22 protein-coding genes and 1 other RNA gene are annotated in these 23,721 nt (G+C 46.2%); 19 read left to right on the forward strand and 4 right to left on the reverse strand.

Translation table 11 applies throughout. The annotated features are described in order from the left end of the window. The first annotated feature begins 91 nt into the window (after positions 1-91). From petA to sspB, 5 genes are all read left to right on the forward strand, one after another. Positions 92-682, forward strand: coding sequence for a ubiquinol-cytochrome c reductase iron-sulfur subunit (petA, locus tag AB4482_RS02195; protein ID WP_017061434.1), 591 nt, complete (start codon positions 92-94; stop codon positions 680-682). After that, positions 682-1,947 carry a cytochrome bc complex cytochrome b subunit gene (locus AB4482_RS02200; protein WP_017061435.1) on the forward strand — a complete coding sequence of 422 codons (1,266 nt, stop codon included), beginning with the start codon at positions 682-684 and terminating at the stop codon, positions 1,945-1,947. The genes petA and AB4482_RS02200 overlap by 1 nt, the downstream gene beginning before the upstream one ends. Next, positions 1,944-2,681 carry a cytochrome c1 gene (locus AB4482_RS02205; RefSeq protein ID WP_372180485.1) on the forward strand — a complete coding sequence of 246 codons (738 nt, stop codon included), beginning with the start codon at positions 1,944-1,946 and terminating at the stop codon, positions 2,679-2,681. The genes AB4482_RS02200 and AB4482_RS02205 overlap by 4 nt, the downstream gene beginning before the upstream one ends. A 97-nt stretch (positions 2,682-2,778) precedes the next feature. Then, on the forward strand, positions 2,779-3,414 hold the full coding sequence (gene sspA / locus AB4482_RS02210) for a stringent starvation protein SspA (RefSeq protein ID WP_009848943.1): 636 nt from the start codon (positions 2,779-2,781) through the stop codon (positions 3,412-3,414). A gap of 6 nt (positions 3,415-3,420) precedes the next feature. Beyond that, positions 3,421-3,915 (forward strand): ClpXP protease specificity-enhancing factor, encoded by a 495-nt coding sequence (gene sspB / locus AB4482_RS02215; protein WP_372180487.1) that lies wholly within the window; start codon positions 3,421-3,423, stop codon positions 3,913-3,915. 254 nt (positions 3,916-4,169) lie between these two features. On the opposite strand, the gene AB4482_RS02220 is transcribed toward sspB, so the two are convergent. Genes AB4482_RS02220 through AB4482_RS02235 form a run of 4 tightly spaced genes read right to left on the reverse strand, consistent with a single transcriptional unit; the run spans position 4,170 to position 7,587 of the window. Next, positions 4,170-4,775 (reverse strand): BON domain-containing protein, encoded by a 606-nt coding sequence (locus AB4482_RS02220; protein WP_017059276.1) that lies wholly within the window; start codon positions 4,773-4,775, stop codon positions 4,170-4,172. Between the two features lie 16 nt (positions 4,776-4,791). After that, complete coding sequence (locus tag AB4482_RS02225) at positions 4,792-5,382, reverse strand: phosphoheptose isomerase (protein ID WP_004729817.1); 591 nt, start codon at positions 5,380-5,382, stop codon at positions 4,792-4,794. A gap of 2 nt (positions 5,383-5,384) precedes the next feature. Then, the gene (locus AB4482_RS02230; protein WP_372180505.1) at positions 5,385-5,783 is read right to left on the reverse strand and encodes a YraN family protein; all 399 of its coding nucleotides are present in this window, start codon (positions 5,781-5,783) and stop codon (positions 5,385-5,387) included. Further along, entirely contained in the window at positions 5,770-7,587 is a 1,818-nt protein-coding gene (locus AB4482_RS02235; protein WP_372180488.1) for a penicillin-binding protein activator, read from the reverse strand. Before AB4482_RS02235 ends, AB4482_RS02230 begins: the two co-directional genes overlap by 14 nt. A gap of 61 nt (positions 7,588-7,648) precedes the next feature. On the opposite strand from AB4482_RS02235, the gene rsmI reads away from it, so the two are divergent. The 14 genes from rsmI to ftsA all read left to right on the forward strand — a co-directional run bounded on the left by rsmI (position 7,649) and on the right by ftsA (position 23,713). Next, positions 7,649-8,515: a 16S rRNA (cytidine(1402)-2'-O)-methyltransferase gene (rsmI, locus tag AB4482_RS02240; RefSeq protein WP_372180490.1), complete on the forward strand. Its 867-nt coding sequence runs from the start codon at positions 7,649-7,651 to the stop codon at positions 8,513-8,515. A gap of 176 nt (positions 8,516-8,691) precedes the next feature. Further along, positions 8,692-9,131, forward strand: an RNA gene (gene rnpB, locus AB4482_RS02245) — RNase P RNA component class A. Positions 9,132-9,359: 228 nt separating this feature from the next. Next, positions 9,360-10,310 (forward strand): 16S rRNA (cytosine(1402)-N(4))-methyltransferase RsmH, encoded by a 951-nt coding sequence (rsmH, locus tag AB4482_RS02250; protein ID WP_017062902.1) that lies wholly within the window; start codon positions 9,360-9,362, stop codon positions 10,308-10,310. A 3-nt stretch (positions 10,311-10,313) separates the two neighbouring features. Beyond that, a complete protein-coding gene (gene ftsL, locus AB4482_RS02255) occupies positions 10,314-10,631 on the forward strand; it encodes a cell division protein FtsL (protein ID WP_017062901.1) in 318 nt (105 codons plus the stop codon). Next, the gene (locus tag AB4482_RS02260) at positions 10,628-12,385 is read left to right on the forward strand and encodes a penicillin-binding transpeptidase domain-containing protein (RefSeq protein WP_372131516.1); all 1,758 of its coding nucleotides are present in this window, start codon (positions 10,628-10,630) and stop codon (positions 12,383-12,385) included. Before ftsL ends, AB4482_RS02260 begins: the two co-directional genes overlap by 4 nt. Positions 12,386-12,403: 18 nt before the next feature. Further along, positions 12,404-13,888, forward strand: coding sequence for a UDP-N-acetylmuramoyl-L-alanyl-D-glutamate--2,6-diaminopimelate ligase (gene murE / locus AB4482_RS02265; protein WP_372131518.1), 1,485 nt, complete (start codon positions 12,404-12,406; stop codon positions 13,886-13,888). Next, positions 13,888-15,261: a UDP-N-acetylmuramoyl-tripeptide--D-alanyl-D-alanine ligase gene (gene murF / locus AB4482_RS02270; protein WP_372083351.1), complete on the forward strand. Its 1,374-nt coding sequence runs from the start codon at positions 13,888-13,890 to the stop codon at positions 15,259-15,261. The genes murE and murF overlap by 1 nt, the downstream gene beginning before the upstream one ends. Beyond that, positions 15,258-16,340 carry a phospho-N-acetylmuramoyl-pentapeptide-transferase gene (gene mraY / locus AB4482_RS02275; protein WP_017059284.1) on the forward strand — a complete coding sequence of 361 codons (1,083 nt, stop codon included), beginning with the start codon at positions 15,258-15,260 and terminating at the stop codon, positions 16,338-16,340. The genes murF and mraY overlap by 4 nt, the downstream gene beginning before the upstream one ends. 57 nt (positions 16,341-16,397) lie before the next feature. After that, positions 16,398-17,714 (forward strand): UDP-N-acetylmuramoyl-L-alanine--D-glutamate ligase, encoded by a 1,317-nt coding sequence (murD, locus tag AB4482_RS02280; RefSeq protein ID WP_065584710.1) that lies wholly within the window; start codon positions 16,398-16,400, stop codon positions 17,712-17,714. Positions 17,715-17,736: 22 nt separating this feature from the next. Then, positions 17,737-18,933 (forward strand): cell division protein FtsW, encoded by a 1,197-nt coding sequence (gene ftsW, locus AB4482_RS02285; protein WP_065584711.1) that lies wholly within the window; start codon positions 17,737-17,739, stop codon positions 18,931-18,933. A 12-nt stretch (positions 18,934-18,945) separates the two neighbouring features. After that, positions 18,946-20,007: an undecaprenyldiphospho-muramoylpentapeptide beta-N-acetylglucosaminyltransferase gene (gene murG / locus AB4482_RS02290; protein ID WP_017062898.1), complete on the forward strand. Its 1,062-nt coding sequence runs from the start codon at positions 18,946-18,948 to the stop codon at positions 20,005-20,007. A 13-nt stretch (positions 20,008-20,020) separates the two neighbouring features. After that, positions 20,021-21,481, forward strand: a complete 1,461-nt coding sequence (gene murC, locus AB4482_RS02295; protein ID WP_017059288.1) for a UDP-N-acetylmuramate--L-alanine ligase — start codon at positions 20,021-20,023, stop codon at positions 21,479-21,481. 278 nt (positions 21,482-21,759) lie between these two features. Continuing rightward, positions 21,760-22,452, forward strand: coding sequence for a cell division protein FtsQ/DivIB (locus AB4482_RS02300; RefSeq protein ID WP_017059290.1), 693 nt, complete (start codon positions 21,760-21,762; stop codon positions 22,450-22,452). Beyond that, a complete protein-coding gene (ftsA, locus tag AB4482_RS02305; RefSeq protein ID WP_010434747.1) occupies positions 22,445-23,713 on the forward strand; it encodes a cell division protein FtsA in 1,269 nt (422 codons plus the stop codon). The genes AB4482_RS02300 and ftsA overlap by 8 nt, the downstream gene beginning before the upstream one ends. Positions 23,714-23,721: the final 8 nt, after the last annotated feature.

Here is a 23,721-nt window from a genome sequence, read left to right on the forward strand (position 1 = left end):
TCAATAAATAGAACTAAATACATATTTTGTTAGCCATGCTCTTTAATCGGAATTATTTCAATCCACAAGGAGCAAATGGGAGAATGTTTGGATGAGCAACGCGCCTTTAAATAACGGTCGCAGGCGTTTCTTAACCGCAACAACAGCCGTTGTTGGTGGTTTAGGAGCAGCTGCTGTAGCCGTGCCTTTTATTAAATCATGGAATCCGAGTGCCAAGGCGAAAGCTGCGGGCGCGCCGGTGGAAGTGGAAGTCAGTAAGTTAGAACCGGGACAAATGGTTCGTGTCGAGTGGCAAGGTAAACCTGTATGGGTTGTACGCCGTGCTGAGTCGGTACTAGAAAACCTAAAATCGATCGGTGGTCAACTTCGTGACCCTCAATCTGAAGCTGAACAACAACCAGAATACGCACAGAACGAGTTCCGTTCAATTAAGCCGGAATTCTTCGTTGCTGTTGGTTTCTGTACGCACTTAGGTTGTTCTCCAACTTACCTGCCGGATTCTTTTGCAGAACAAGTTCAGGGTGTTAAGTCTGGTTTCTTCTGTCCTTGTCATGGTTCAAAGTTTGATATGGCAGGTCGAGTATTCCAAGGCGTACCAGCTCCATTGAATCTTGTTGTACCAAAGCATATGTATTTGAGTGACACTAAGATCATGATCGGTGTGGACGAGGGAGACGCGTAATGCAAGGATTGCTTGATTGGGTAGAGAAACGCCTACCCGCGATGAATGCGTATAAAAAGCATTTATCTGAATACCCAATGCCTAAGAACTTTAACTTTTGGTACCTTTTCGGTTCTTTGGCAATGTTGGTATTGGTTAACCAAATCCTTACGGGTATTTGGCTAACAATGAACTACGTACCGTCAGGTGAGGGTGCATTTGCTTCTGTTGAATACATCATGCGTGATGTGGAATACGGTTGGCTACTACGTTACATGCACTCAACAGGTGCTTCGGCATTCTTCGTTGTTATCTACCTGCACATGTTCCGTGGCCTAATCTATGGTTCTTACCAAAAGCCTCGTGAGCTACTTTGGATCTTCGGTATGTTGATCTTCTTAGTGCTTATGGCTGAGGCTTTCATGGGTTACCTACTACCATGGGGTCAAATGTCTTACTGGGGTGCTCAGGTAATCATTTCTCTGTTTGGTGCGATCCCTGTTATCGGTGATGACCTAACGCTTTGGATCCGTGGTGACTACATCATCTCTGGTGCAACGCTGAACCGTTTCTTCGCACTGCACGTTATCGCTCTACCAATTGTACTTCTGCTGCTTATCGTACTTCACGTACTAGCACTGCACGAAGTGGGTTCGAACAACCCAGACGGTATTGAGACGAAACTTCCTAAAGGCACAATGGGCGACGACTACAAAACGCAGTTCCCATTCCACAAGGATTACACTAAGAAATACGACATCATTGACTCTATTCCTTTCCACCCATACGGGACCGTGAAAGATATGGTTGGTGTGGCCGGTTTCCTATTCTTCTTCTGTTATGTGCTGTTCTTTAACCCAGAGATGGGTGGATTCTTCCTTGAGCCGCCAAACTTTGAAGCTGCTAACCCACTGAAAACACCAGAGCACATCGCTCCGGTATGGTACTTCACGCCGTTTTACGCAATTCTGCGTGCTGTTCCTGATAAGTTGCTAGGTGTTGTAGCAATGGGCGCATCTATTGTTGTGCTATTCCTACTACCATGGTTCGACCGTTGTAAAGTGCGTTCTTACCGTTACCGTAGCAAACTGCATTTGATTAACATCATCCAATTCACAATAAGCTTTATTGCGCTTGGTGTACTTGGTGCGCTTCCAGCAACGCCAACATACACGCTACTGGCTCAAATCTTTAGCTTAGGTTACTTCATGTTCTTCGTTCTACTGTGGTTCTACAGTAAAAATGAAGCGACGAAACCATTACCAGAAAGGGTGACATTCAAATGAAAAAGTGGATTGTAATTTTATTTGCTATGTTGCCGTCACTGGTGATGGCAGCGGGTGCAAACGTACCATTAGACAAAGCGAACAATGATTTAACAGACAAAGCTTCATTGCAAAATGGCGCTAAGATGTTCATGAACTACTGTTTCGCTTGTCACTCAACGCAGTACCAGCGCTATGAACGTGTTGCGAATGATTTAGAGATCCCCGTTGATCTTATGAAGGAAAATCTGATTTTCGACCCTGAAGCGAAAATCGGTGACTTGATGGTTAATGCTATGCCTTCTGATCAAGCGGCAAGTTGGTTTGGTGCTCCGCCACCAGACCTAACATTGGTTGCTCGTGTTCGTGGCGCAGACTGGCTGTACACTTACCTTCGTACTTTCTATGAAGATCCGTCTCGTCCATTTGGCGTGAACAACATTGTTTTCCCAAGCGTTGGTATGCCGCACGTTCTTGAAGAACTGCAAGGTATCCCAACACCAATCTACGATACTCATATGGTAGATGGCGAGGAAGTGACGGTTGTTGTTGGCACTGAGACTAACGGCTCTGGCGAATTAAGTGCTGGTGAATACGACGAAGCAGTTCGTGACCTTGTTAACTTTTTGGTTTACTCGGGCGACCCAGTTCAACTTGAGCGTCACGCTATGGGTTGGTGGGTAATGGCCTTCTTAGTAATCTTCACTATCATCGTGATTTTGCTGAAGAAAGAGTATTGGCGTGATGTGCACTAATTGTGCTATAATACCGTGCTAATTCCCAAATTATGTTAATGTTCAATGGAGGCTTTAGGCCTCCATTGTTTTTATTTAAAGTGTACTGGAGGGCTCCATGGCTGTAGCTGCCAATAAACGTTCTGTAATGACTCTTTTCTCAAGTGCTTCTGATATGTATAGCCATCAGGTGCGCATCGTTCTTGCTGAAAAAGGCGTAAGTGTTGAAGTTGAGTTGGTTGATGAAAAAAATCTACCAGCAGAGCTTGTTGAACTGAACCCGTACAAATCAGTACCTACTCTTGTTGATCGTGAGCTTGCTCTATATGACTCGAAGATCATCATGGAATACCTAGATGAGCGTTTCCCTCACCCACCGTTGATGCCTGTATACCCGGTTGCTCGTGGTAACAGCCGTCTAATGATGTACCGCATTGAGCGTAACTGGTATTCAGTTGCAGAGAAGATCGTTAAAGGCAACGCTGAAGAATCTGAAGCAGCTCGCGTTAAACTGCGCAACGACCTACTGACTCTTGCTCCTATCTTCGCTGAGTATGAATACTTCATGAGCGAAGAGTTTAGCCTAATTGATTGTTACCTAGCTCCGCTATTATGGCGTTTACCTGAGCTTGGTATCGAACTAATTGGTCCTGGTTCTAAAGAGCTTAAGATTTACATGAACCGCGTATTCGAACGTGATTCATTCCTAGCTTCTCTAACTGAAGCTGAGCGTGAGATGCGACTCGTTCGCTAAGCGTTTATGGATATTTCTAATATGACTCCACGCCGACCATACATGCTTCGTGCATTTTATGAATGGCTGGTTGATAACGAACTAACTCCGCACCTTGTTGTTGAAGCAACATTACCGGGTGTGCGAGTTCCAGAAGAGTTTGTTCAAGATGGTCAGATCATTCTGAACATCGCGCCTCGTGCGGTTGGACAACTTGAACTGGGTAACGAAGCTGTGACGTTTAGTGCTCGCTTTAGTGGTCGTCCACACTCTGTGATCGTTCCGCTTTACGCAGTTCAAGCGGTTTATGCTCGTGAAAATGGTGCTGGTACCATGTTTGAACCTGAAGAGGCTTATATGGAAGCGTTTGAAGAAGGGATTGAAGAAAGTCCTTTTGAAGAACCAGAAAAAGGCCCATCTTTGAGCGTAGCAACGGCAGACGTAGATGCTGAAGAGCCAGACTCAGATCCTGAGCCACCTCGTCCAGTGAAAGGTCGCCCAAGCCTTCGTGTTATCAAATAACGTTAGTTATACCAATCACAGTAAGTAAGTGATCAGAAATAGCGCAGGAAAAAAGCTTGAGAGCAAGGCGGAATTTTTTGATAAGTAGTTATTCTACAATCAAAAATTCTAACGCAGTTATCGAGATTTTTAACAAGCTAGAATGATAGATTATTTACTACGATTGGTATTAGATAACGAACCAAATAAAAAAGCAGCGACTCGTCGCTGCTTTTTCTTTTCTGCTATATCGCATTTAGTTGACTGGCTTACGGCTAGTTAACAGCCGTCTCTTCTTCACCGTATTCAAACGCTCGAATAACCTGTTTTACGCCAGAGATGTTACGAGCAACTTCTGTTGCGATATCGGCATGCTCTCGAGTCACGAGTCCAAGCAGGAATACTTCTGAATCCTCAGTAATCACTTTTACTTTGATGCCGTTAAGCTCAGCATTCGCAAGCAGAGCTGATTTCACTTTAGTGGTAATCCAGCTGTCTTTACTAATAGCACTTACAGACAAAGGTTCTTTCACTCGAACCTGATTGTGGATGCTCTCAACGCCAGCCACTTCTTTGGCTTGGTTTTCAAAAGCGCGACGTTCTGAATCTGTGGTTGCTTGTCCCATCAATACCACCGAACCTCGGTACGAGCTTGCGGTGACACGTACGTTGCCACGGAATGGTTGTTTATTGGTAATCGCTGCGACTTCAAATTCGATGTTGTTGTCGTTCCAAATCTCTTTGGTTGTTCGCGTATCCGTGACTAGGTTTGCAGTGGTTGCAGCACCAGCAATGAAAATGCCAGCACAACCAGACAGAGACAGTGTAAGTAGCGAAACACTAATCAGCTTAAACAGCCTCATAGAGGTTAATGATTTCATTGTGATGCTCCGTATATCACTCTTCGTGAGCAGGGAAGAGTACTTGATCGATTAGGTCACATAGGCAGTGTAGTGTCACCATGTGTACTTCATGAATGCGCGCTGTACGGTGTGAAGGGATACGAATCTCTACATCGTGTTCACCAAGCAAACCTGCCATCTCACCACCATCTTTACCGGTAAAGGCGATAATTGTCATGTCGCGAGTTACCGCCGCTTCCATTGCCTTGATGATGTTCTTGCTGTTACCACTAGTCGAGATAGCCAACAGGATATCGCCAGTTTGACCAAACGCACGTACCTGCTTAGAGAAGATCTCTTCATAGTGGTAGTCGTTAGCCACAGCCGTTAGCGTGGTGTTATCTGCTGTGAGTGCCATCGCTGGAAGGCTAGGGCGCTCTGTTTCAAATCGGTTGAGTAGGCACGATACAAATTGCTGAGCATTCGACGCCGAACCACCATTACCACAACAAAGAATTTTGTTTCCGTTAAGCAAGGTCGCAACCATTGCTTGAGCGGCATGCGTGATTGCGTCAGGCAGAGCTTCTGCAGCCGCAATTTGGATTTGAATACTTTCTGTGAAACTTTCTTTAATGCTGTCTAGCATGTTTATCCTTGGGTAATCGCGTTTTGAATCCAGTCGATAGTGTCATTCGGCCCTTCAATGGCAACAATATCAAACCTGAAATCTGTAGAGTGCACCGACAAGCCTTGCTGCATAAGCCAAACATTGGCTGTTTTGAGCAGTTTCTGTGACTTCTTGGCAGTCACCATTTCAGCGGCATGTCCGTAGCGGGTTTGCTTGCGGTATTTTACCTCAGCAAACACAACCGTATTGTTATGGCGCATTATAAGATCAATCTCGCCACATTTTGCTATGAAGTTTTTTTCTATTAACGATAAACCGTGGTTAATCAGATAAGATTTTGCCACGGCCTCGTATTTATCACCCACTTGTTTGTGGGTGATGGTTGGTTTGGATAGGAACTTTCGGCTAAAAAGCCCCATGCTCTGCCCAGCTGATTTCACGTTGAACCACACAGTTGTTATCGATGGTTAGCACACCCGTTTCACCTGGAATGCTGTAACCTTGCACGGCTTTCATCTGTGGCAGTGCATCCATTAGATAGTATGCATCCATTCCTAGTGCTTGCAGACGCTTTTGGCCGTTTGAGTGCGCAGGCCATAGGTCGTTGAGCTCTTTATTAAGCTCGTTTTTATTCTCAACTAATAGTGGGATATCGCTGTAGAACACACCGGTTAGGTCTTCATACTGCTTATCACCGCTGTTGCTGCGTGAGTTTGAGAACAGAGCGGGTTGGCTCGCATCTGGGTTAATTGCAACTTCAATGAAGGGTTTGATTAGTGTTAGCTCTGAGTTCTTAGCCACAATGTAGACAGAATCGATATCACGACGGCTGCGTGGCTCGGTTTCTAGGTCTAGGTTCAGTAATCCGTCCATTTGAGCGATACGCTGTTGGCTCTCTTGCAAGCCGAATACCTGATTCACATTACGTTGCAGTTGGCGTTTGTCAGAGAACAAGCTGATAGCAACATCGTTGCTGCTGTATTTTTTCCACTCTTCTTTAAACGCTTGCTCAACTCGCTCACCTAAACGTCCTCTTGGCGCAAGGATAAGCGGGTACTTGTAGCCTTGAGCAAATAGGTGCTTCGCTGCCTGAGCGACTTCTTGCTCTGGCGATAGAGCGAGATAACAAATGTTAGTATCTGGTTCTAGTTGCGTTGGAATGTTCAGAGCTAAAGCTGGAATCGAGTTCTCGTGGTTTTTCTGCGCTTGCTGAAGTTTAGTTATGTTGCTCTTAATCAGCGGGCCAACGATGAAATCAACGTTGTTCTCTTCCAGTGTCGCTTTAATCTCAGCGGCACTTTGCACGTTGGTATCCATTACCGTCAGCGTTGCATCTTCTTCGCGCTCTTTGTCATTCATCATCGCAAAGATGAAACCGTCACGCACAAGTTGTGCTTGCTTACCGTATTTACCCGTTAGCGGCAGCAACAGTGCAGTGCTGGTTGGCTTGCTGATCTCTAGTGCCAAGACGTCAGTGATCGCCTGAGGTGTGTATGTCGCTGCTGGGTGCTGAGGATTCTCTGCTAGCCAATCCGACAAGGTTTCCTGCAGGTTTGGAAGGTTTGAGTTCAGCGTCTTCATGTAAATCGCCAGCTGTAACCAACCTGCGAGAACGTCTTCTGTAGGCGACGTCTTAAGCTCCAGAATCTCATATTGAGAGTAGCTATTTAGGTTCTGCCAAATACGGTCAGTAGCTTGTTGTTGGAGCTCGTCGTCAGCGTCTAGATATTCTGAATAAAGAACTAACTCACGGCTTGCTTCAAAATACTCGCTTTGCATTTCAGAAATGTTCGCGCGTAGCTCGTGATAATCTTTCCACTGCTCGTTCGGAAGTTTCCACCAAGGCTGGAAGTTCAGTTGGCTATAAGCTTGTTCAGGCTGCGAGTTATTCACCAACAGTTGAGCGCGAGCTAATTGCCATTCCGCTTGTTGCGTTTCGCTCAGCTCTTGTTTTGCTAAGCGTTTAATCAGCAGAGTTGCTTGATCGGTTTTTCCAACTTGCACAGAAGCCTTAAGCGCCATGATTAACCAGTCGTTTTGTAGACTTCCTTTGCTACTATCCGCCTGCATCATGTAACTTTCAGTTGATTGCGCTGGATCTAGTGTAATATCAACGCTCGTTGGTGCTTGAGGACCTGAAGAACAAGCCGCCAATGTAATTGCTAATGCAATTGGAGTTAGTAAGCGTGGTACACTGAGTCTCTTATGGTTCATCGTTGCCATGAGTTCTTTAAATTCCGTATAAATTTGTATCTATATTAATCGTTGAAGTGATGGTAAACAAATGACAGATAACAAAACCTTGCTCACAGAGAGCCCAACTCTCTACATTGTGCCAACCCCAATCGGAAATTTGGGAGATATCACTCAAAGAGCAATTGAAATTTTATCAAGTGTCGATGTTATTGCAGCCGAAGACACACGCCACACGGGTAAGCTGCTTGCTCACTTCAATATATCAACCAGAACGTTCGCTTTACATGATCATAATGAACAAACTAAAGCGCAAGTTCTAGTCGAAAGGTTATTAGAAGGCCAGTCTATCGCATTAGTCTCTGATGCGGGTACACCTTTAATCAGTGACCCAGGTTACCATCTTGTCTCACAATGTCGTCAAGCGGGTGTGAGAGTTGTGCCACTTCCTGGTGCTTGTGCAGTGATTACGGCATTGAGTGCGTCTGGTTTACCGTCTGATCGTTTCAGCTTTGAAGGCTTTTTGCCGCCAAAGAGCAAAGGTCGTAAAGATAAGTTCCTAGAGATCGCGAAAGCAGAGCGCACGTGTATCTTCTACGAATCACCACATCGAATCTCAGATTCTCTACAAGATATGCTCGAGATTCTTGGCCCTGACCGTGAGGTTGTATTGGCGCGTGAGCTAACCAAAACCTTCGAAACCATCCATGGGCTGCCACTTGGTGAACTTATTGAGTGGATTGAAGAAGACGCGAACCGTAAACGCGGTGAGATGGTGTTACTGATTCACGGCCACCGTGAAGAAGCGAGCACAGAACTGCCAGACGAAGCGACTCGCACACTAGGCATTCTAACCAAAGAGCTGCCTCTTAAAAAAGCGGCGGCGATGACGGCAGAAATCTACAATCTGAAAAAGAACGCGTTATACAAATGGGGCCTAGAGCATCTAGACCACTAGAAACCTCTTTATAGAGTAGCTAACCTGTATTGAAAAGCTTGTGAGGAGTGATGGTATTGCCGTTATTCCTCTTTTTTTGTCTGAATTGTGTAAAATTCACGCAGTTGCTTAGAGGTTTGCACCATATTTGTGATCTCGCTAGACACTGCACCCTAATCTCTATACAATCCGCCCTCGGAGTTGAACGGGTAATCGCTGCTTTGCTGATGTCCTTCGGGAGACTGACGTTGAGGTCCTTCGGGAAACTGACGTTGAAGTCCTTCGGGAGACTGGTAGAGGGGAGGAACGTCCGGGCTCCATAGAGCAGGGTGCCAGATAACGTCTGGGGGGCGCGAGCCCACGACAAGTGCAGCAGAGAGAAGACCGCCGATGGCCTCATTTCTTCGGAAGGGGCACAGGTAAGGCTGAAAGGGTGCGGTAAGAGCGCACCGTGCGACTGGCAACAGTTCGTAGCAAGGTAAACTCCACCCGGAGCAAGATCAAATAGGCCCTCACATTGCGTTGCTCGCGTATGGGGGCGGGTAGATTGCTTGAGCCTGTGAGCGATTGCAGGCCTAGACGAATGGTTACCGCCGCGCAAGCGGAACAGAACCCGGCGTATGTGTCAACTCCACCTATATAAAGAACCCATCATTACTTAACGGTAGTGATGGGTTTTTTGCTTTATATTGACGTAAATTATTTAGATTTCCTTAGAATCCTTCACCCTGATATGAGCTTGGGTCAAAAATTCCCAAAGCCTATACACAATATGGTGGAGATACGGCGTGAAATCAGTACACTAAAACGTTAATAGAACAAATTATTGCCGAACTAATGGCTCAATCCACTCACTGAGAAGACTATGACAGAAGCATTCAAACATATTTCAGTATTGCTTAACGAATCTATTGACGGACTTGCGATCAAACCTGACGGTACCTACATCGATGGTACTTTTGGCCGTGGTGGTCACAGCCGTACAATCCTGTCTAAACTGGGCGAGAATGGACGACTCTTTAGTATTGACCGCGATCCACAAGCGATTGCAGAAGCGCAAAAGATTGATGACCCTCGTTTTACGATTATTCACGGCCCGTTCTCAGGTATGGCTGAATATGCGGAGCGTTATGACTTAGTCGGTCAAGTGGATGGTGTGTTACTGGATCTAGGTGTTTCTTCACCACAGCTAGATGACGCTGAGCGTGGCTTTAGCTTCATGAAAGACGGTCCGCTTGATATGCGTATGGACCCAACAACCGGTATTCCTGTCTCTCAGTGGTTAGTTGAAGCCGATCTTGATGACATCACATGGGTTATCCGTGAGTTCGGTGAAGACAAACACGCTCGTCGTATCGCGAAAGGCATCATCGCTTATCAAGAGAATGAAGAGAACGAACCACTAACGCGTACCGGTCAGTTGGCTAAGCTTATCTCGGATGTAGCTCCAAAAAGCTTCAAAGAGAAAAAGCACCCAGCAACACGTGCTTTCCAAGCCTTCCGTATCTACATCAACAGTGAACTTGAAGAGATCGATACAGCCCTGAAAGGCGCAGCAAGCATTCTTGCTCCTCAAGGCCGTTTGTCTGTTATTAGCTTTCACTCTCTTGAAGACCGCATGGTGAAGCGCTTTATCCGTAAAGAGAGCCAAGGTCCGCAAGTACCACATGGCCTGCCACTAACAGAAGAGCAGATCAAAGCGCTAGGCAGTGCTGATCTTAAGCCTGTTGGTAAAGCGATCAAGCCTTCTAAAGATGAAGTGGATGAGAATACTCGTTCGCGTAGCTCAGTATTACGAATCGCAGAAAAGCTATAGTCAATGAAGACCTCCAAACCTAACTTAGCCAAGATAATATTTTTTGATTTGATCTCCGTGGGTAAAGTCCCATTGGTGCTGCTTATCTGTATCTTCGCGAGCGCGATGGGGGTCGTTCTCACGACACACATGTCACGTCAGGCAATCACGCAAAAAGACATGGCATTGAGTGAGCGTGAACAGCTTGATAATGAATGGCGAAATTTAATGCTTGAAGAGACGGCTCTGGCTGAACATAGCCGCGTTCAAGCATCGGCAAAACGAGAGCTAGACATGAAACGTCCAGACTCCGACAAAGAAGTTGTGATCACACTGAAATGACCGGAAAAAAGGAAAAAGCCCCCGCGAAAGCCGTTAAGAAACCAACGAAAGAGCGAGTGAAGAGCGAAAAGGACTCGGATCCAATTCTGATTAAATGGCGTTTCAACGTCGTTATTGCTTTTGTGTTGGTTGCCTTTTCTGTACTAGTAGGTCGTGTGGCTTACATCCAAGTCATTGAACCAGATAACTTAATTCGTCAGGGCGACCTTCGTTCTGTACGTGTTAAGGCTATTCCTTCTGCCCGCGGTATTATTTCAGACCGCAATGGCGAACCACTTGCCGTCAGTGTGCCTGTTGAGGCGGTATGGGCTGACCCGAAAACCATCTTCGATAAAAATGGCATGGCCCAAATTGATCGTTGGTATGCGCTAGCTGATGTACTTGGCTTAGATCGACAATCGATGATCAACAAGATCTCCAGCGACAAATCTCGTCGTTTTATCTACCTACAAAGACAAGTTAGCCCAGCAATGGCGAAATACATCCGCGACTTAAAGCTGGTGGGTATTGGTCTTAAAGCAGAATCACGTCGTTATTACCCAGCCGGTGAAGTCAGCGCGCATCTTATTGGTGTGACCGGAATTGATGGACACGGCCTAGAAGGTGTCGAGCGCAGCTACGATAAGTGGCTCACGGGTGAAGCAGGTAAACGTACAATCCGTAAAGACCGTTACGGGCGAGTAGTTGAAAACATTGCACTAGAAGAGCGTGAAGAAGGTAAACCACTCGAATTGACCATCGATCAGCGCTTACAAGCCATCGCTTATCGAGCGATTAAACAGGCGGTAGCCGATCACAAGGCGACGTCTGGATCTGCCATCTTATTAGACGTAAAAACGGGTGCGGTTTTGGCCATGGTTAACGCACCGTCTTACAACCCAAACAATCGTGCTGATTTACAAAGCTTTAAGATGCGTAACCGCGTGATCACCGATGCTTTTGAGCCAGGTTCGACGGTTAAGCCGTTTGTTGTTCTTGCCGCTCTCGAAAATGGTACCGCGGATGCTGATACTGTAATTGATACGGGTAACGGCATCATGCAAATCGGTGGTAGCCGTGTACGTGATACTTCCAAAGTTGGTAAGGCAGACTTGGCGTTAATCCTTAAGAAGTCGAGTAACATCGGTGTGGCGAAGTTAGCACTGGATATGCCACTTGAAGCGCTACTGGGCATGTACAGTTCTGTTGGTCTTGGCGAGATGTCTGGGCTGAATCTAGTCGGTGAGACCGCGGGTATTTTCCCGAACCGTCGACGCTGGTCTAAGTTTGAAATCGCTACCTTATCCTTTGGTTATGGTCTAGCGATTACTCCGCTGCAATTGGCTCATGCCTATGCGACGTTAGCGAATCACGGTGTTTACGAACCTATCCATATCGTTAAAAGCAACGACCAAGATTTCTCAAAACAGAGCATCAAGCGCGAAAATGCTGAGTTGGTTTTGAACATGCTAGAAGGCGTAACCCAAAAGGGCGGTACAGCGACAAGAGCTGCCGTGCCGGGTTACCGAGTAGCAGCAAAAACAGGTACATCTAGAAAAGCGATTTCCGGTGGTTATGGAGACGAGTACTTCGCCTATACCGCAGGTGTTGCTCCAGTGAGTGACCCAAGAGTCTCTTTGGTTGTGATGATCAATGAACCTCAAGGTGACCTCTACTATGGTGGCTCGGTCGCAGCCCCTGTTTTTTCTGAAATCATGAAGGGCGCACTGCAAATTCTGAATGTCCCTGCTGATGAAAACAAGTTTCAAGAATAGAGCCAATCAGGATTCAATATGAGTAATAGCCTCACGCTGTCATCTTTACTTTCTCCTTGGGGTGACTTTAGTTCACCTGAGCTGGATGCGATTGCCGTTGAACAGTTGGAGTTGGATAGTCGTGCCATCAAAGACGGCGATATTTTTGTTGCTGTAGTTGGGCATGCTGTTGATGGCCGTCGTTTCATTGACAAAGCGGTCTCACAGGGAGCCAATGCCGTTATCGCACAAGCTGATGCTGAAAAGGCCCATGGTCTGATTGAGTGGTTGGATGCTGTTCCGGTTGTTTACATTAAAGACCTTAACTTGGTGTTATCTGAGTTGGCCGGTCGTGTTTACTCGTCTCAGGCGACTAAGCTGATTGGTGTTACCGGCACCAATGGCAAAACCACTATCACCCAATTGATTGCTCAGTGGCTAGATTTAGTCGGCCAACGCTCTGCGGTAATGGGCACCACGGGTAACGGTTTTCTAGACAACCTTAAAACCGCGGCGAATACCACCGGCAGTGCGATTGAAATACAACGCACACTGAGTGAGTTAGCGGAAGAAAACGCGGCTTACACAGCGATGGAAATCTCTTCTCATGGTTTGGTTCAAGGCCGAGTAAAAGCTTTGGATTTTGAGGTTGGCGTATTTACTAACCTGAGCCGTGACCACTTGGATTACCACGGCACGATGCAAGAGTACGCTCTGGCTAAGAAGAGCTTGTTTACTCAGCATAAGTGTAAGCACGCTGTGATTAATGTTGATGATGAAGTCGGTAAAGCTTGGATGGCTGATCTGTCCAATGCAGTAGCTGTGTCATTGCTTCCGTTAACTGGCTACCAACAGTCGGTATGGGCATCTGATGTTGCTTATGCAGAGACGGGTATCAAACTCGCTTTTGATGGTAGCTGGGGGCAGGGACAACTGTCTGTTCCTTTAATTGGCCAGTTCAACGCATCAAATGTACTGGTTGCCTTTGCGACCTTGCTGTCATTAGGTATCGATAAGCAAATCTTGGTCGACACTGCGCCTCAGTTGCAACCTGTGATTGGTCGTATGGAACTGTTCCAAGTGCCGAACAAAGCAAAAGTGGTTGTCGATTACGCGCATACGCCAGACGCTTTAGAGAAAGCATTGGCAGCACTACGTGTACATTGCTCTGGAAAGCTATGGGCAATCTTTGGCTGCGGTGGTGATCGAGATACAGGCAAGCGCCCTATGATGGCGGTTACCGCAGAGCAGTTCGCCGATAACATTATTATTTCAGATGACAACCCTCGCAGTGAAGACCCGGCATTGATTGTTAAAGACATGCTGGCAGGTTTAAGTGAGCCTGAAGTCGCCTTTGTTGAACACGATCGCTTTCAGGCGGTTAAGTTTGCTCTAGAGCAGGCGGGTAATAACGACATTATTCTTCTGGCTGGTAAAGGCCATGAGGATTACCAAGTATTAAAAGACAAAACGATCCACTATTCGGATCGAGAGTCAGCACTACAACTTTTAGGTATTTCATAATGATTGATGTATCACTCGAGCAGATCTGCTCCGTGGTCAGTGGTCAGCTGATAGAGGCTGGCAAATCGAGCAATAGTTTGATCAATGCGGTTTCTACCGATACTCGCACCGTTGAAGAAGGTGCACTGTTTGTTGCTCTTGTAGGTGAACGTTTTGATGCGCATGATTTTTGTGGTCAGGCTGTTGAGGCCAATGCGAGTGCGTTATTAGTTCAACGAAAACTTGACCTAAATATTACTCAAGTTGTTGTTGAAGACACTAAACTTGCTTTAGGTCAGCTAAGTGCTTGGATCCACAAACAATGTAACGTGCCAACCATGGCGATAACAGGAAGCTGTGGCAAAACGACCGTCAAAGAGATGGTCGCGAGTATTCTACAACAACGTGGCAAAGTGCTGTTTACAGCGGGTAACTTCAATAATGATATTGGAGTACCACTAACCTTGCTGCGCAGTGAACCCAATGACGACTATGCCGTGATAGAACTGGGCGCGAACCACATTGGTGAAATTGCCTATACCACGCAGCTTGTGAAACCACAGGTGGCCTTAGTGAATAACGTTGCTGCCGCGCATCTAGAGGGCTTTGGCTCAATTGATGGTGTTAAACAAGCGAAAGGCGAAATTTTTCAGGGGCTTGCTGCTGGTGATACTGCTATTGTTAACCTAGAGAGCAATGGTGGTGACTTCTGGAAAGATGTGCTTGCAGACAAAAACGTACTGACCTTTTCTGAAAGTGATGACACGGCGGATTACTTTTCGACGAATATTCGCATCAACGAGCAGGGTGAAGCTTGCTTTGATATGCAGACCCCGCAAGGTGCTATCGATGTCGAACTTGGCATTATTGGTCAGCACAATGTAGCCAACGCATTAGCCGCAGCAGCACTGAGCATTCAATTCGGTGCCACGCTTGCAGAAATTAAAAGCGGTTTAGCGAATCTCATCTCAGTTAAAGGCCGAGTTGAGGTTCAACAATTAAGTCAGAATATCAAGCTGATAGATGACAGTTACAACGCCAGCGTACCGGCAATGAAGGCTGCAGCTAAATTGTTGTCGAGCTTCAAAGGTCAGCGTTGGTTGATTTTAGGCAATATGGCTGAATTAGGCGATGAAAGCCTTGCACTTCACCGTCAAGTCGGTGAATATGCTGCCCCATTCGCTTTTGAGCATGTACTCACTTACGGTGATGATACCAAGGTGATTAGTGAAGTGTGTAACGGCACTCACTTTGCAACGCATGAAGCGATGATCGCGCACATAGAGCAGCACTTGAGCTTGCCAGAAAACGCGCCACATACCTTGTTGGTAAAAGGCGCCAATAGTGCAGGAATGAGTAAAATAGCCGCTGCTTTAAAGGAGAACTTTTCATGATAATTTGGCTTGCAGAGCTACTACAGCCACACTTTTCTTTTTTCCGTTTGTTCGAATACTTATCGTTTCGTGCAATCGCGAGCATTTTGACGGCTTTATGTCTGTCGCTGTGGATGGGACCTCGTTTAATTGAGCGTCTGCAAATGCTGCAAATTGGCCAAGTTGTTCGTAATGACGGCCCAGAGTCTCACTTCAGTAAGCGTGGTACACCAACCATGGGTGGTGTGATGATCCTTGCTGCGATCATCATTACGGTCTTACTTTGGGCTGACTTATCAAACCCTTACGTTTGGGCCGTACTTGTCGTGCTAGGCGGTTACGGTGCAGTTGGTTTTGTTGATGATTATCGTAAAGTGGTTCGTAAGAACACTGATGGCTTGATTGCGCGTTGGAAGTACTTCTGGCAATCGGCTATTGCATTGGTTGTGGCGTTTGCTCTGTATGCTCATGGGCAAGACACTGCTGCGACACAATTAGTGGTGCCTTTCTTTAAAGATGTGATGCCACAACTTGGTTTACTGTACATTGTTCTAACTTACTTTGTTATTGTGGGTACCAGTAACGCGGTTAACCTAACTGATGGCCTAGATGGCTTGGCGATTATGCCAACGGTTATGGTTGCTGCGGGTTTTGCTGTTATCGCTTGGGCGACAGGTAACGTTAACTTTGCAGCATACCTACACATTCCATACATCCCATACACCTCTGAACTGGTGGTGGTATGTACTGCTATCGTTGGTGCAGGCCTTGGCTTCCTATGGTTTAACACTTACCCAGCACAAGTATTCATGGGCGATGTTGGCTCTCTAGCACTGGGTGGTGCGTTAGGTGTGATTGCGGTACTCGTTCGTCAAGAGTTGGTACTAGTGATCATGGGTGGTGTGTTTGTAATGGAGACTCTGTCAGTGATTCTGCAGGTGGGCTCTTACAAATTGCGTGGTCAGCGTATTTTCCGCATGGCACCGATTCACCACCACTATGAACTTAAAGGTTGGCCAGAGCCGCGTGTTATCGTGCGTTTTTGGATAATCTCAATGGTATTAGTACTGGTTGGCCTAGCGACACTGAAAGTTCGTTAATCCTGTATGAGCCTCTGAATAGGGGCTCTTTAAAACTATTAAGAGCATCTTGTTTAAATGGAACGTTGGCAAAATATTCAAAATGTAGTGGTTGTGGGGCTCGGTATTACCGGGCTCTCTGTCGTTAAACATCTCGTAAAATATCAGCCCCATACTTGCGTAAAGGTAATTGATACGCGAGAGCTACCACCAGGAAAGGAATCTTTGCCTGAGTCGGTTGAGCTGCATTCTGGAAGCTGGAATAGCCAATGGCTAGCTGAGGCTGATCTGGTGGTTGCTAACCCAGGCATTGCTTTAGCGACACCTGAAATTCAAGATGTGCTTCAAGCGGGTACGCCTGTCGTTGGCGACATCGAGCTGTTTGGTTGGGCTGTAGATAAGCCTGTTGTGGCGATTACTGGTTCAAACGGTAAGAGTACCGTGACTGATCTGACTGGTGTGCTTGCTAAGGCTGCTGGGCTTAATGTTGGCGTTGGCGGCAATATTGGCATTCCTGCCCTAGACCTTCTAGAACTTGATGCGGATTTATATGTCCTTGAACTTTCAAGTTTTCAGTTAGAAACTACATCGAATTTAAAACTTGCCGCTGCGGCATTCTTAAATCTGTCTGAAGATCATATGGATCGCTATCAAGGCATGGCTGATTACCGTGAGGCCAAGTTAAGAATCTTTAATAACGCGCAGTGTGCGACTGTTAATCGTGAAGACAAAGAGACTTACCCTGACCAGACAATGCCATTGTTGACTTTTGGCCTAGATAACCAAGAGTTTGGTGTATCAACGATTGATAGTACTGAGTGGTTGGTCGATCACGGTAAACCTGTCCTTGCTACCCAAGATTTAACATTGGTTGGACGTCACAATGTGGCGAATGCGTTAGTCTCACTTGCACTATTGAAGCAAGTTGGTATCGACTACAGCAAAAGTCTTGATGCTTTGAAGGCCTATAACGGTTTGACGCATCGTTGCCAAGTCGTGGCTGACAAGCGCGAAATCAAATGGGTTAATGACTCCAAAGCAACGAATGTAGCCAGCACATTGGCAGCCCTGTCTGGGTTGGAGTATCAAGGTACGTTATATCTTTTGGTTGGCGGCGTTGGTAAAGGTGCTGACTTTAGTGAGCTTGAACCAGTATTGGCGCAACTTGAGCGTGTTCAGCTGTGTTGTTTCGGTGAAGATGCAGATCAATTCATGCCTCTGCACCCATCGGCACAAAAGTTCGATACCATGCAGCAGATAATCGAATCTATCTCGCCACAGCTGGTGGCTGGAGATATGGTGATGCTGTCTCCGGCGTGCGCAAGCTTCGATCAATTTAATAATTTCATGGCAAGAGGTGATGCGTTCACTGAGCTTGCTCATGAGTATGCTTAACGTGTTGAAGGACTAACATTCAGTGCAAAGAGTCAAAGAGATTAATCAATCCATCTGGCAGTGGCTAAACCGTGCTACTCCCGAGGCGCTTTACGATCGTCAATTGGTGTGGATTGCTCTTGGGCTAATGCTGACAGGTTTGGTGATGGTGACGTCTGCTTCGTTCCCCATCAGTGCTCGTTTAACCGATCAGCCGTTTCACTTTATGTTCCGTCATGCCATCTTCCTTGTATTGGCGTTAGGTGTCTCTAGCGTCATATTGCAAATCCCGATGCAACGCTGGTTTCAATACAGTATGTATCTACTGGGCTTGTCCTTCTTCTTGCTGATTGTGGTATTAGCCGTAGGTAAGTCGGTTAACGGCGCATCGCGTTGGATCCCATTAGGGCTATTTAACTTACAACCCGCTGAAGTCGCCAAGTTATCGCTGTTTATCTTTATGGCGGGCTACTTGGTTCGGAAGCAAGATGAAGTGAGAAAAACCTTCTTCGGTGGTTTTGGTAAACCGATCATGGTATTCGGCGCTTTTGCCGTGCTGCTGCTAGGCCAGCCCGATTTAGGTACAGTAGTTGTAATGCTGGTGACCCTGTTCGGCATGCTATTCATTGCTGGTGCCAAGCTTTCACAGTTTATCGCCTTGATGGTGGCAGGTATTGCCGCGGTCGTCGGTTTGATTGTTATAGAACCTTATCGTGTTCGACGTGTTACCTCATTCTGGGAACCTTGGAACGACCCGTTCGGCAGTGGTTACCAGTTAACTCAGTCATTGATGGCGTTTGGCCGTGGTGATTGGATGGGGCAAGGGCTTGGTAACTCGATTCAAAAACTCGAATACTTACCAGAAGCGCATACCGATTTTGTATTTGCTGTGTTGGCTGAAGAGCTTGGCTTTGTCGGTGTTACCTTAGTATTAATGTTGATCTTCAGCTTGGTGTTAAAAGCCATTCTGATAGGTAAAAAAGCCTTTGAACACGATCAAGTGTTCAGCGGCTATCTGGCTTTTGGTATTGGTATTTGGTTTGCGTTTCAGACGCTTGTTAACGTAGGTGCTGCATCTGGCATCGTTCCGACCAAAGGTCTAACCCTACCGCTAATCAGTTATGGTGGTTCGAGTTTAATTGTTATGTCTGTGGCGGTATCAATGCTGCTGCGCATTGACCACGAATGCCGAATGCAACAAAAAGAACAAGCTGATAGTCAAAACGAATTAGTAGAATAAGAATCTAACGTGATGAAACAAAACAAAAAACTTTTAGTGATGGCTGGTGGTACTGGCGGTCACGTTTTCCCAGGGTTAGCAGTAGCGAAAAAGCTTCAGCAACAAGGTTGGGAAATTCGCTGGTTAGGCACAGCAGACAGAATGGAAGCGGATTTAGTGCCAAAGCATGGCATTGAAATCGACTTCATCAAAGTGAAAGGCCTGCGTGGTCAAGGCATTAGCAAGTTAATTAAAGCGCCGTTCCAGATTATTAATGCCATACTTCAAGCAAGGCAACACATCAAAGCATGGCAGCCTGATGTGGTACTTGGTATGGGTGGCTACGTGAGTGGCCCGGGTGGTATCGCGGCATGGTTGTCTGGCATTCCAGTGGTTCTCCATGAACAAAATGCAGTGGCAGGTTTAACCAACCAATGGCTGTCTAAGATTGCTAAAAAGGTTTTCCAAGCTTTCCCTGGTGCGTTTCCTACTGCAGAAGTGGTGGGTAACCCAGTACGCGAAGATGTGGTTGCCTTAGCTGAACCCGAGCAACGCATGGCTGAGCGTGATGGTGACATCCGCATCTTGGTTATGGGCGGCAGTCAGGGCGCAAAAATCCTAAACGATACCTTGCCAGTAACGATGGCGCAGCTTGGTGAAGGCTTCACTGTGATGCACCAAGCGGGTAAGAACAATCAACAACAAGTTATTGAGCAATACAAATCACATTCTGTTGGTAATGTTCAAGTGACTGAATTTATTGATGATGTGGCGCAAGCTTATGAGTGGGCAGATCTATTAGTGTGTCGCTCAGGTGCATTAACCGTATCAGAAGTGTCTGCGGCAGGTGTCGGTTCTATCTTCGTTCCGTTTATGCACAAAGACAGACAACAAGCGTTGAATGCCGACCATTTAGTTGAATGTGGCGCAGCGTTAATGATTGAACAGCCTCAACTAACGGCTGATAAGCTAGCGAACACTATCGCGCAGCTTGATAGAAATGAATTAAAAATGATGGCAACAAAAGCTCGTCAAGCCGCCAAGCTTGATGCTGATGTGACCGTCGCTGAAGCGATTAAAGCTTTAGCAAAATAATGAGATTGAATTGATGACGATTGAACATACCCAAGACTTAGCGCAAATCCGTGCAATGGTGCCAGAGATGCGCCGTGTTAAATCTATCCACTTCATTGGTATTGGTGGTGCCGGAATGAGCGGGATTGCTGAAGTCTTGCTAAATGAAGGCTACCAGATCACGGGTTCTGATATTGCTCAAAACCCAGTGACTGATCGTTTAGTTAGCAAGGGTGCGACCGTTTATATCGGTCACCAAGCGAGTAACGTTGCCGACGCAAGTGTGGTGGTTGTTTCAACCGCTATCAACGAAGAAAACCCAGAAATTATTGCAGCTCGTGAAGCGCGCACACCGATCGTTCGTCGTGCAGAAATGCTGGCTGAGCTGATGCGTTTTCGTCACGGTATTGCTGTGGCAGGTACGCACGGTAAAACAACCACGACTGCGCTAGTGACACAGATTTACTCGGAAGCCGGCCTAGATCCAACCTTCGTAAACGGTGGTTTGGTTAAAAGTGCTGGTACTAACGCACGTTTAGGTTCAAGCCGTATTCTTATCGCTGAAGCCGATGAGAGTGATGCTTCATTTTTACATCTGCAACCTATGGTTAGTATCGTAACTAACATTGAAGCGGATCATATGGATACCTACGGCGGCGATTTTGAAACGCTAAAGCAGACGTTTATTGATTTTTTACACAACCTACCATTCTACGGTCAGGCTGTGATGTGTGTTGATGATCCAGTAGTGCGTGAGCTTATTCCTCAGGTAAGTCGCCAGGTGATTACTTACGGTTTCTCTGAAGATGCGGATATTCGTATTGAGAACTACGTACAAGAAGGCCAGCAAGGCAAATTCACAGTGGTACGTGAAGGTAAAGCTAACCTTGATATCACGTTAAACATTCCAGGTCGTCACAATGCATTGAATGCATCCGCGGCGATTGCTGTTGCAACAGAAGATGACATCAGCGATGAAGCGATTCTCAAAGCGATGGCGGGAACGGAAGGCACGGGTCGCCGTTTCGATCACCTAGGTGAGTATGAAACAGGTAAAGGCGTTGCAATGCTGGTCGATGATTACGGTCATCACCCAACCGAAGTTGATGTGACGATTCAAGCTGCTCGTAGTGGCTGGACTGATAAACGTCTTGTTATGATCTTCCAACCGCACCGTTATAGCCGTACTCGCGATCTGTATGATGATTTCGCGAACGTTCTTGAGCAGGTTGATGTCCTAATTCTGTTAGATGTTTATTCTGCAGGTGAGAAACCGATTGCAGGGGCTGACGGACGTTCATTAAGTCGAACTATTCGTGGGCGTGGTAAGATAGACCCAATCTTTGTTGCCGATATCAACGCACTGCCATCGGCTTTAGCCAACGTAATTCAAGGCGGTGACCTTGTTTTAACGCAGGGTGCAGGCGATGTTGGTCGAGTAGCGAAGCAGTTGGAATCGTTACAGTTAGACATTAATAAAATGCAGAACGCGTAACAGAATACTGTCTACAGACTGTGGTCAATCGCTCACTTCTTGCGATTGACCTAAAATTGACCAAAAATCTTATTATCAACGTTTGATAGTTTGATTTTGCTCAGTATAATTCATAGGTTAAAGTAAGTGCTTTTACCTCTATTACGAAGATAGGGAATAGAATTGCGAACCAACGACAGGGAATGCGGGCTTTGGTAGAAAGTACTTTTAGCGAAAACCGCCACCTATTCAGTTTACCGTCGCTCAAGAAACACGCCTTAGGCGGGTCTTTTTTTGTCATGGTATTGCTATTCATTGGGTTTCTTTTCTATACCACACTAACTTGGATGTGGGACGATCAGCGATTGCCTCTCTCCAAAATAGTACTTCAAGGCGACTTAACTTACGTAACCGCTGGTGATGTTCAACATGCCTTTAGCGAGCTAGAGCACATTGGAACCTTCATGTCGCAAGACATCGGTGTGTTGCAAGACAGTTTAGAAGCGTTACCTTGGGTTTCAGTGGTCTCCATTCGTAAGCAGTGGCCAGACACAATAAAAGTATTTTTGACTGAGTACCATGCGGCAGCAATCTGGAACGGTAACATGCTGCTGAATGACGATGGTCAGGTGTTTAATGGTGATATCGGCCTGTTGAAGGGCGATAGAGTTAAGCTTTACGGCCCAGACGGCACCAGCCAAGAAGTGATAGAAAAGTGGCGACAGATAACCCCTTTGATTAACAGTCTAGGGTTAACCGTTACCTCTCTCGTTCTCAATGAGCGTCGCGCTTGGCAAATAATCCTAGATAACGGTATCCGTTTAGAACTAGGTAAAGATTCTTTAGATGAGCGTGTTGAACGCTTCATTTCGCTTTACAACGAACTTGGTAGTAAAGCGAATCAAGTGAGCTACATCGACCTCAGGTATGATACGGGAGCCGCTGTAGGCTGGTTTCCAGAGCAAGAGTTAGAAGAGAGCACAGATGACTAAGACCGCAGATGACAACATAATCGTTGGTCTTGATATAGGCACTGCGACCATATCAGCTCTGGTTGGTGAAATATTGCCTGATGGTCAAATCAATATCATTGGTTCTGGGCAAAGCCCATCCAGAGGTATGGATAAAGGTGGTGTAAACGACCTAGAGTCGGTAGTTAAGTCGGTTCAGCGAGCTATTGATCAAGCAGAGTTGATGGCGGAATGCCAAATCAGCAATGTATTTATCTCGCTATCGGGTAAACATATCGCAAGCCGAATTGAAAAAGGCATGGGCACTATCTCTGATGAAGAGGTGTCTCAAGACGATATGGATCGAGCGATCCATACCGCGAAATCAATTAAAATAGGTGATGAGCAGAGAATTCTGCACGTGATCCCACAAGAATTTACCATTGATTATCAAGAAGGGATTAAGAACCCACTTGGCTTATCTGGTGTTCGAATGGAAGTCAGTGTTCACCTAATTTCTTGCCATAGCGACATGGCGAGAAACATTATTAAAGCTGTTGAACGATGTGGTCTCACAGTAGAACAAATCGTGTTTTCAGGACTTGCCTCAAGCAATGCGGTAATTACTGAAGACGAGAGAGAGCTTGGAGTATGTGTTGTCGATATCGGTGCGGGTACAATGGATATTTCCATTTGGACTGGCGGCGCACTTCGACACACAGAAGTCTTTTCCTACGCAGGAAATGCAGTAACCAGTGATATTGCCTTCGCTTTCGGCACGCCAGTGAGCGATGCTGAAGAGATAAAAGTAAACCATGGTTGCGCTCTGAGTGAACTCGTAAGCAAGGATGACTCTGTTAACGTCCCAAGTGTTGGTGGTCGCCCATCGAGAAGTTTGCAACGACAAACTTTGTCGGAAGTGATTGAACCACGTTACACTGAACTTATGGGTCTCGTTAACCAAACTATTGATACGGTTCAATTACAGCTACGAGATGAAGGTATTAAACACCACCTTGCAGCTGGCGTCGTTCTCACTGGTGGAGCGGCACAAATTGACGGATTGGTAGAGTGTGCGGAACGTGTTTTCCGCAATCAAGTTCGAGTTGGTAAGCCGTTAGAAGTTAGTGGCTTAACTGACTATGTTAAAGAGCCGTATCATTCTACGGCGGTTGGTTTACTTCATTACGCAAGAGATTGTCAGATCAGTGATGAAGGTGATTACAGCGAACCTAAGCGTTCAGCACCTTCTATGTCTGGTTTATTTGGCAAATTGCGTAATTGGATACAAAAAGAGTTTTAACCTGAGTT

Origin of the sequence: Vibrio sp. 10N.222.55.C7 (genome assembly GCF_041473335.1) — a bacterium.
GTDB classification, from domain to species: Bacteria; Pseudomonadota; Gammaproteobacteria; order Enterobacterales; family Vibrionaceae; genus Vibrio; species Vibrio crassostreae_C.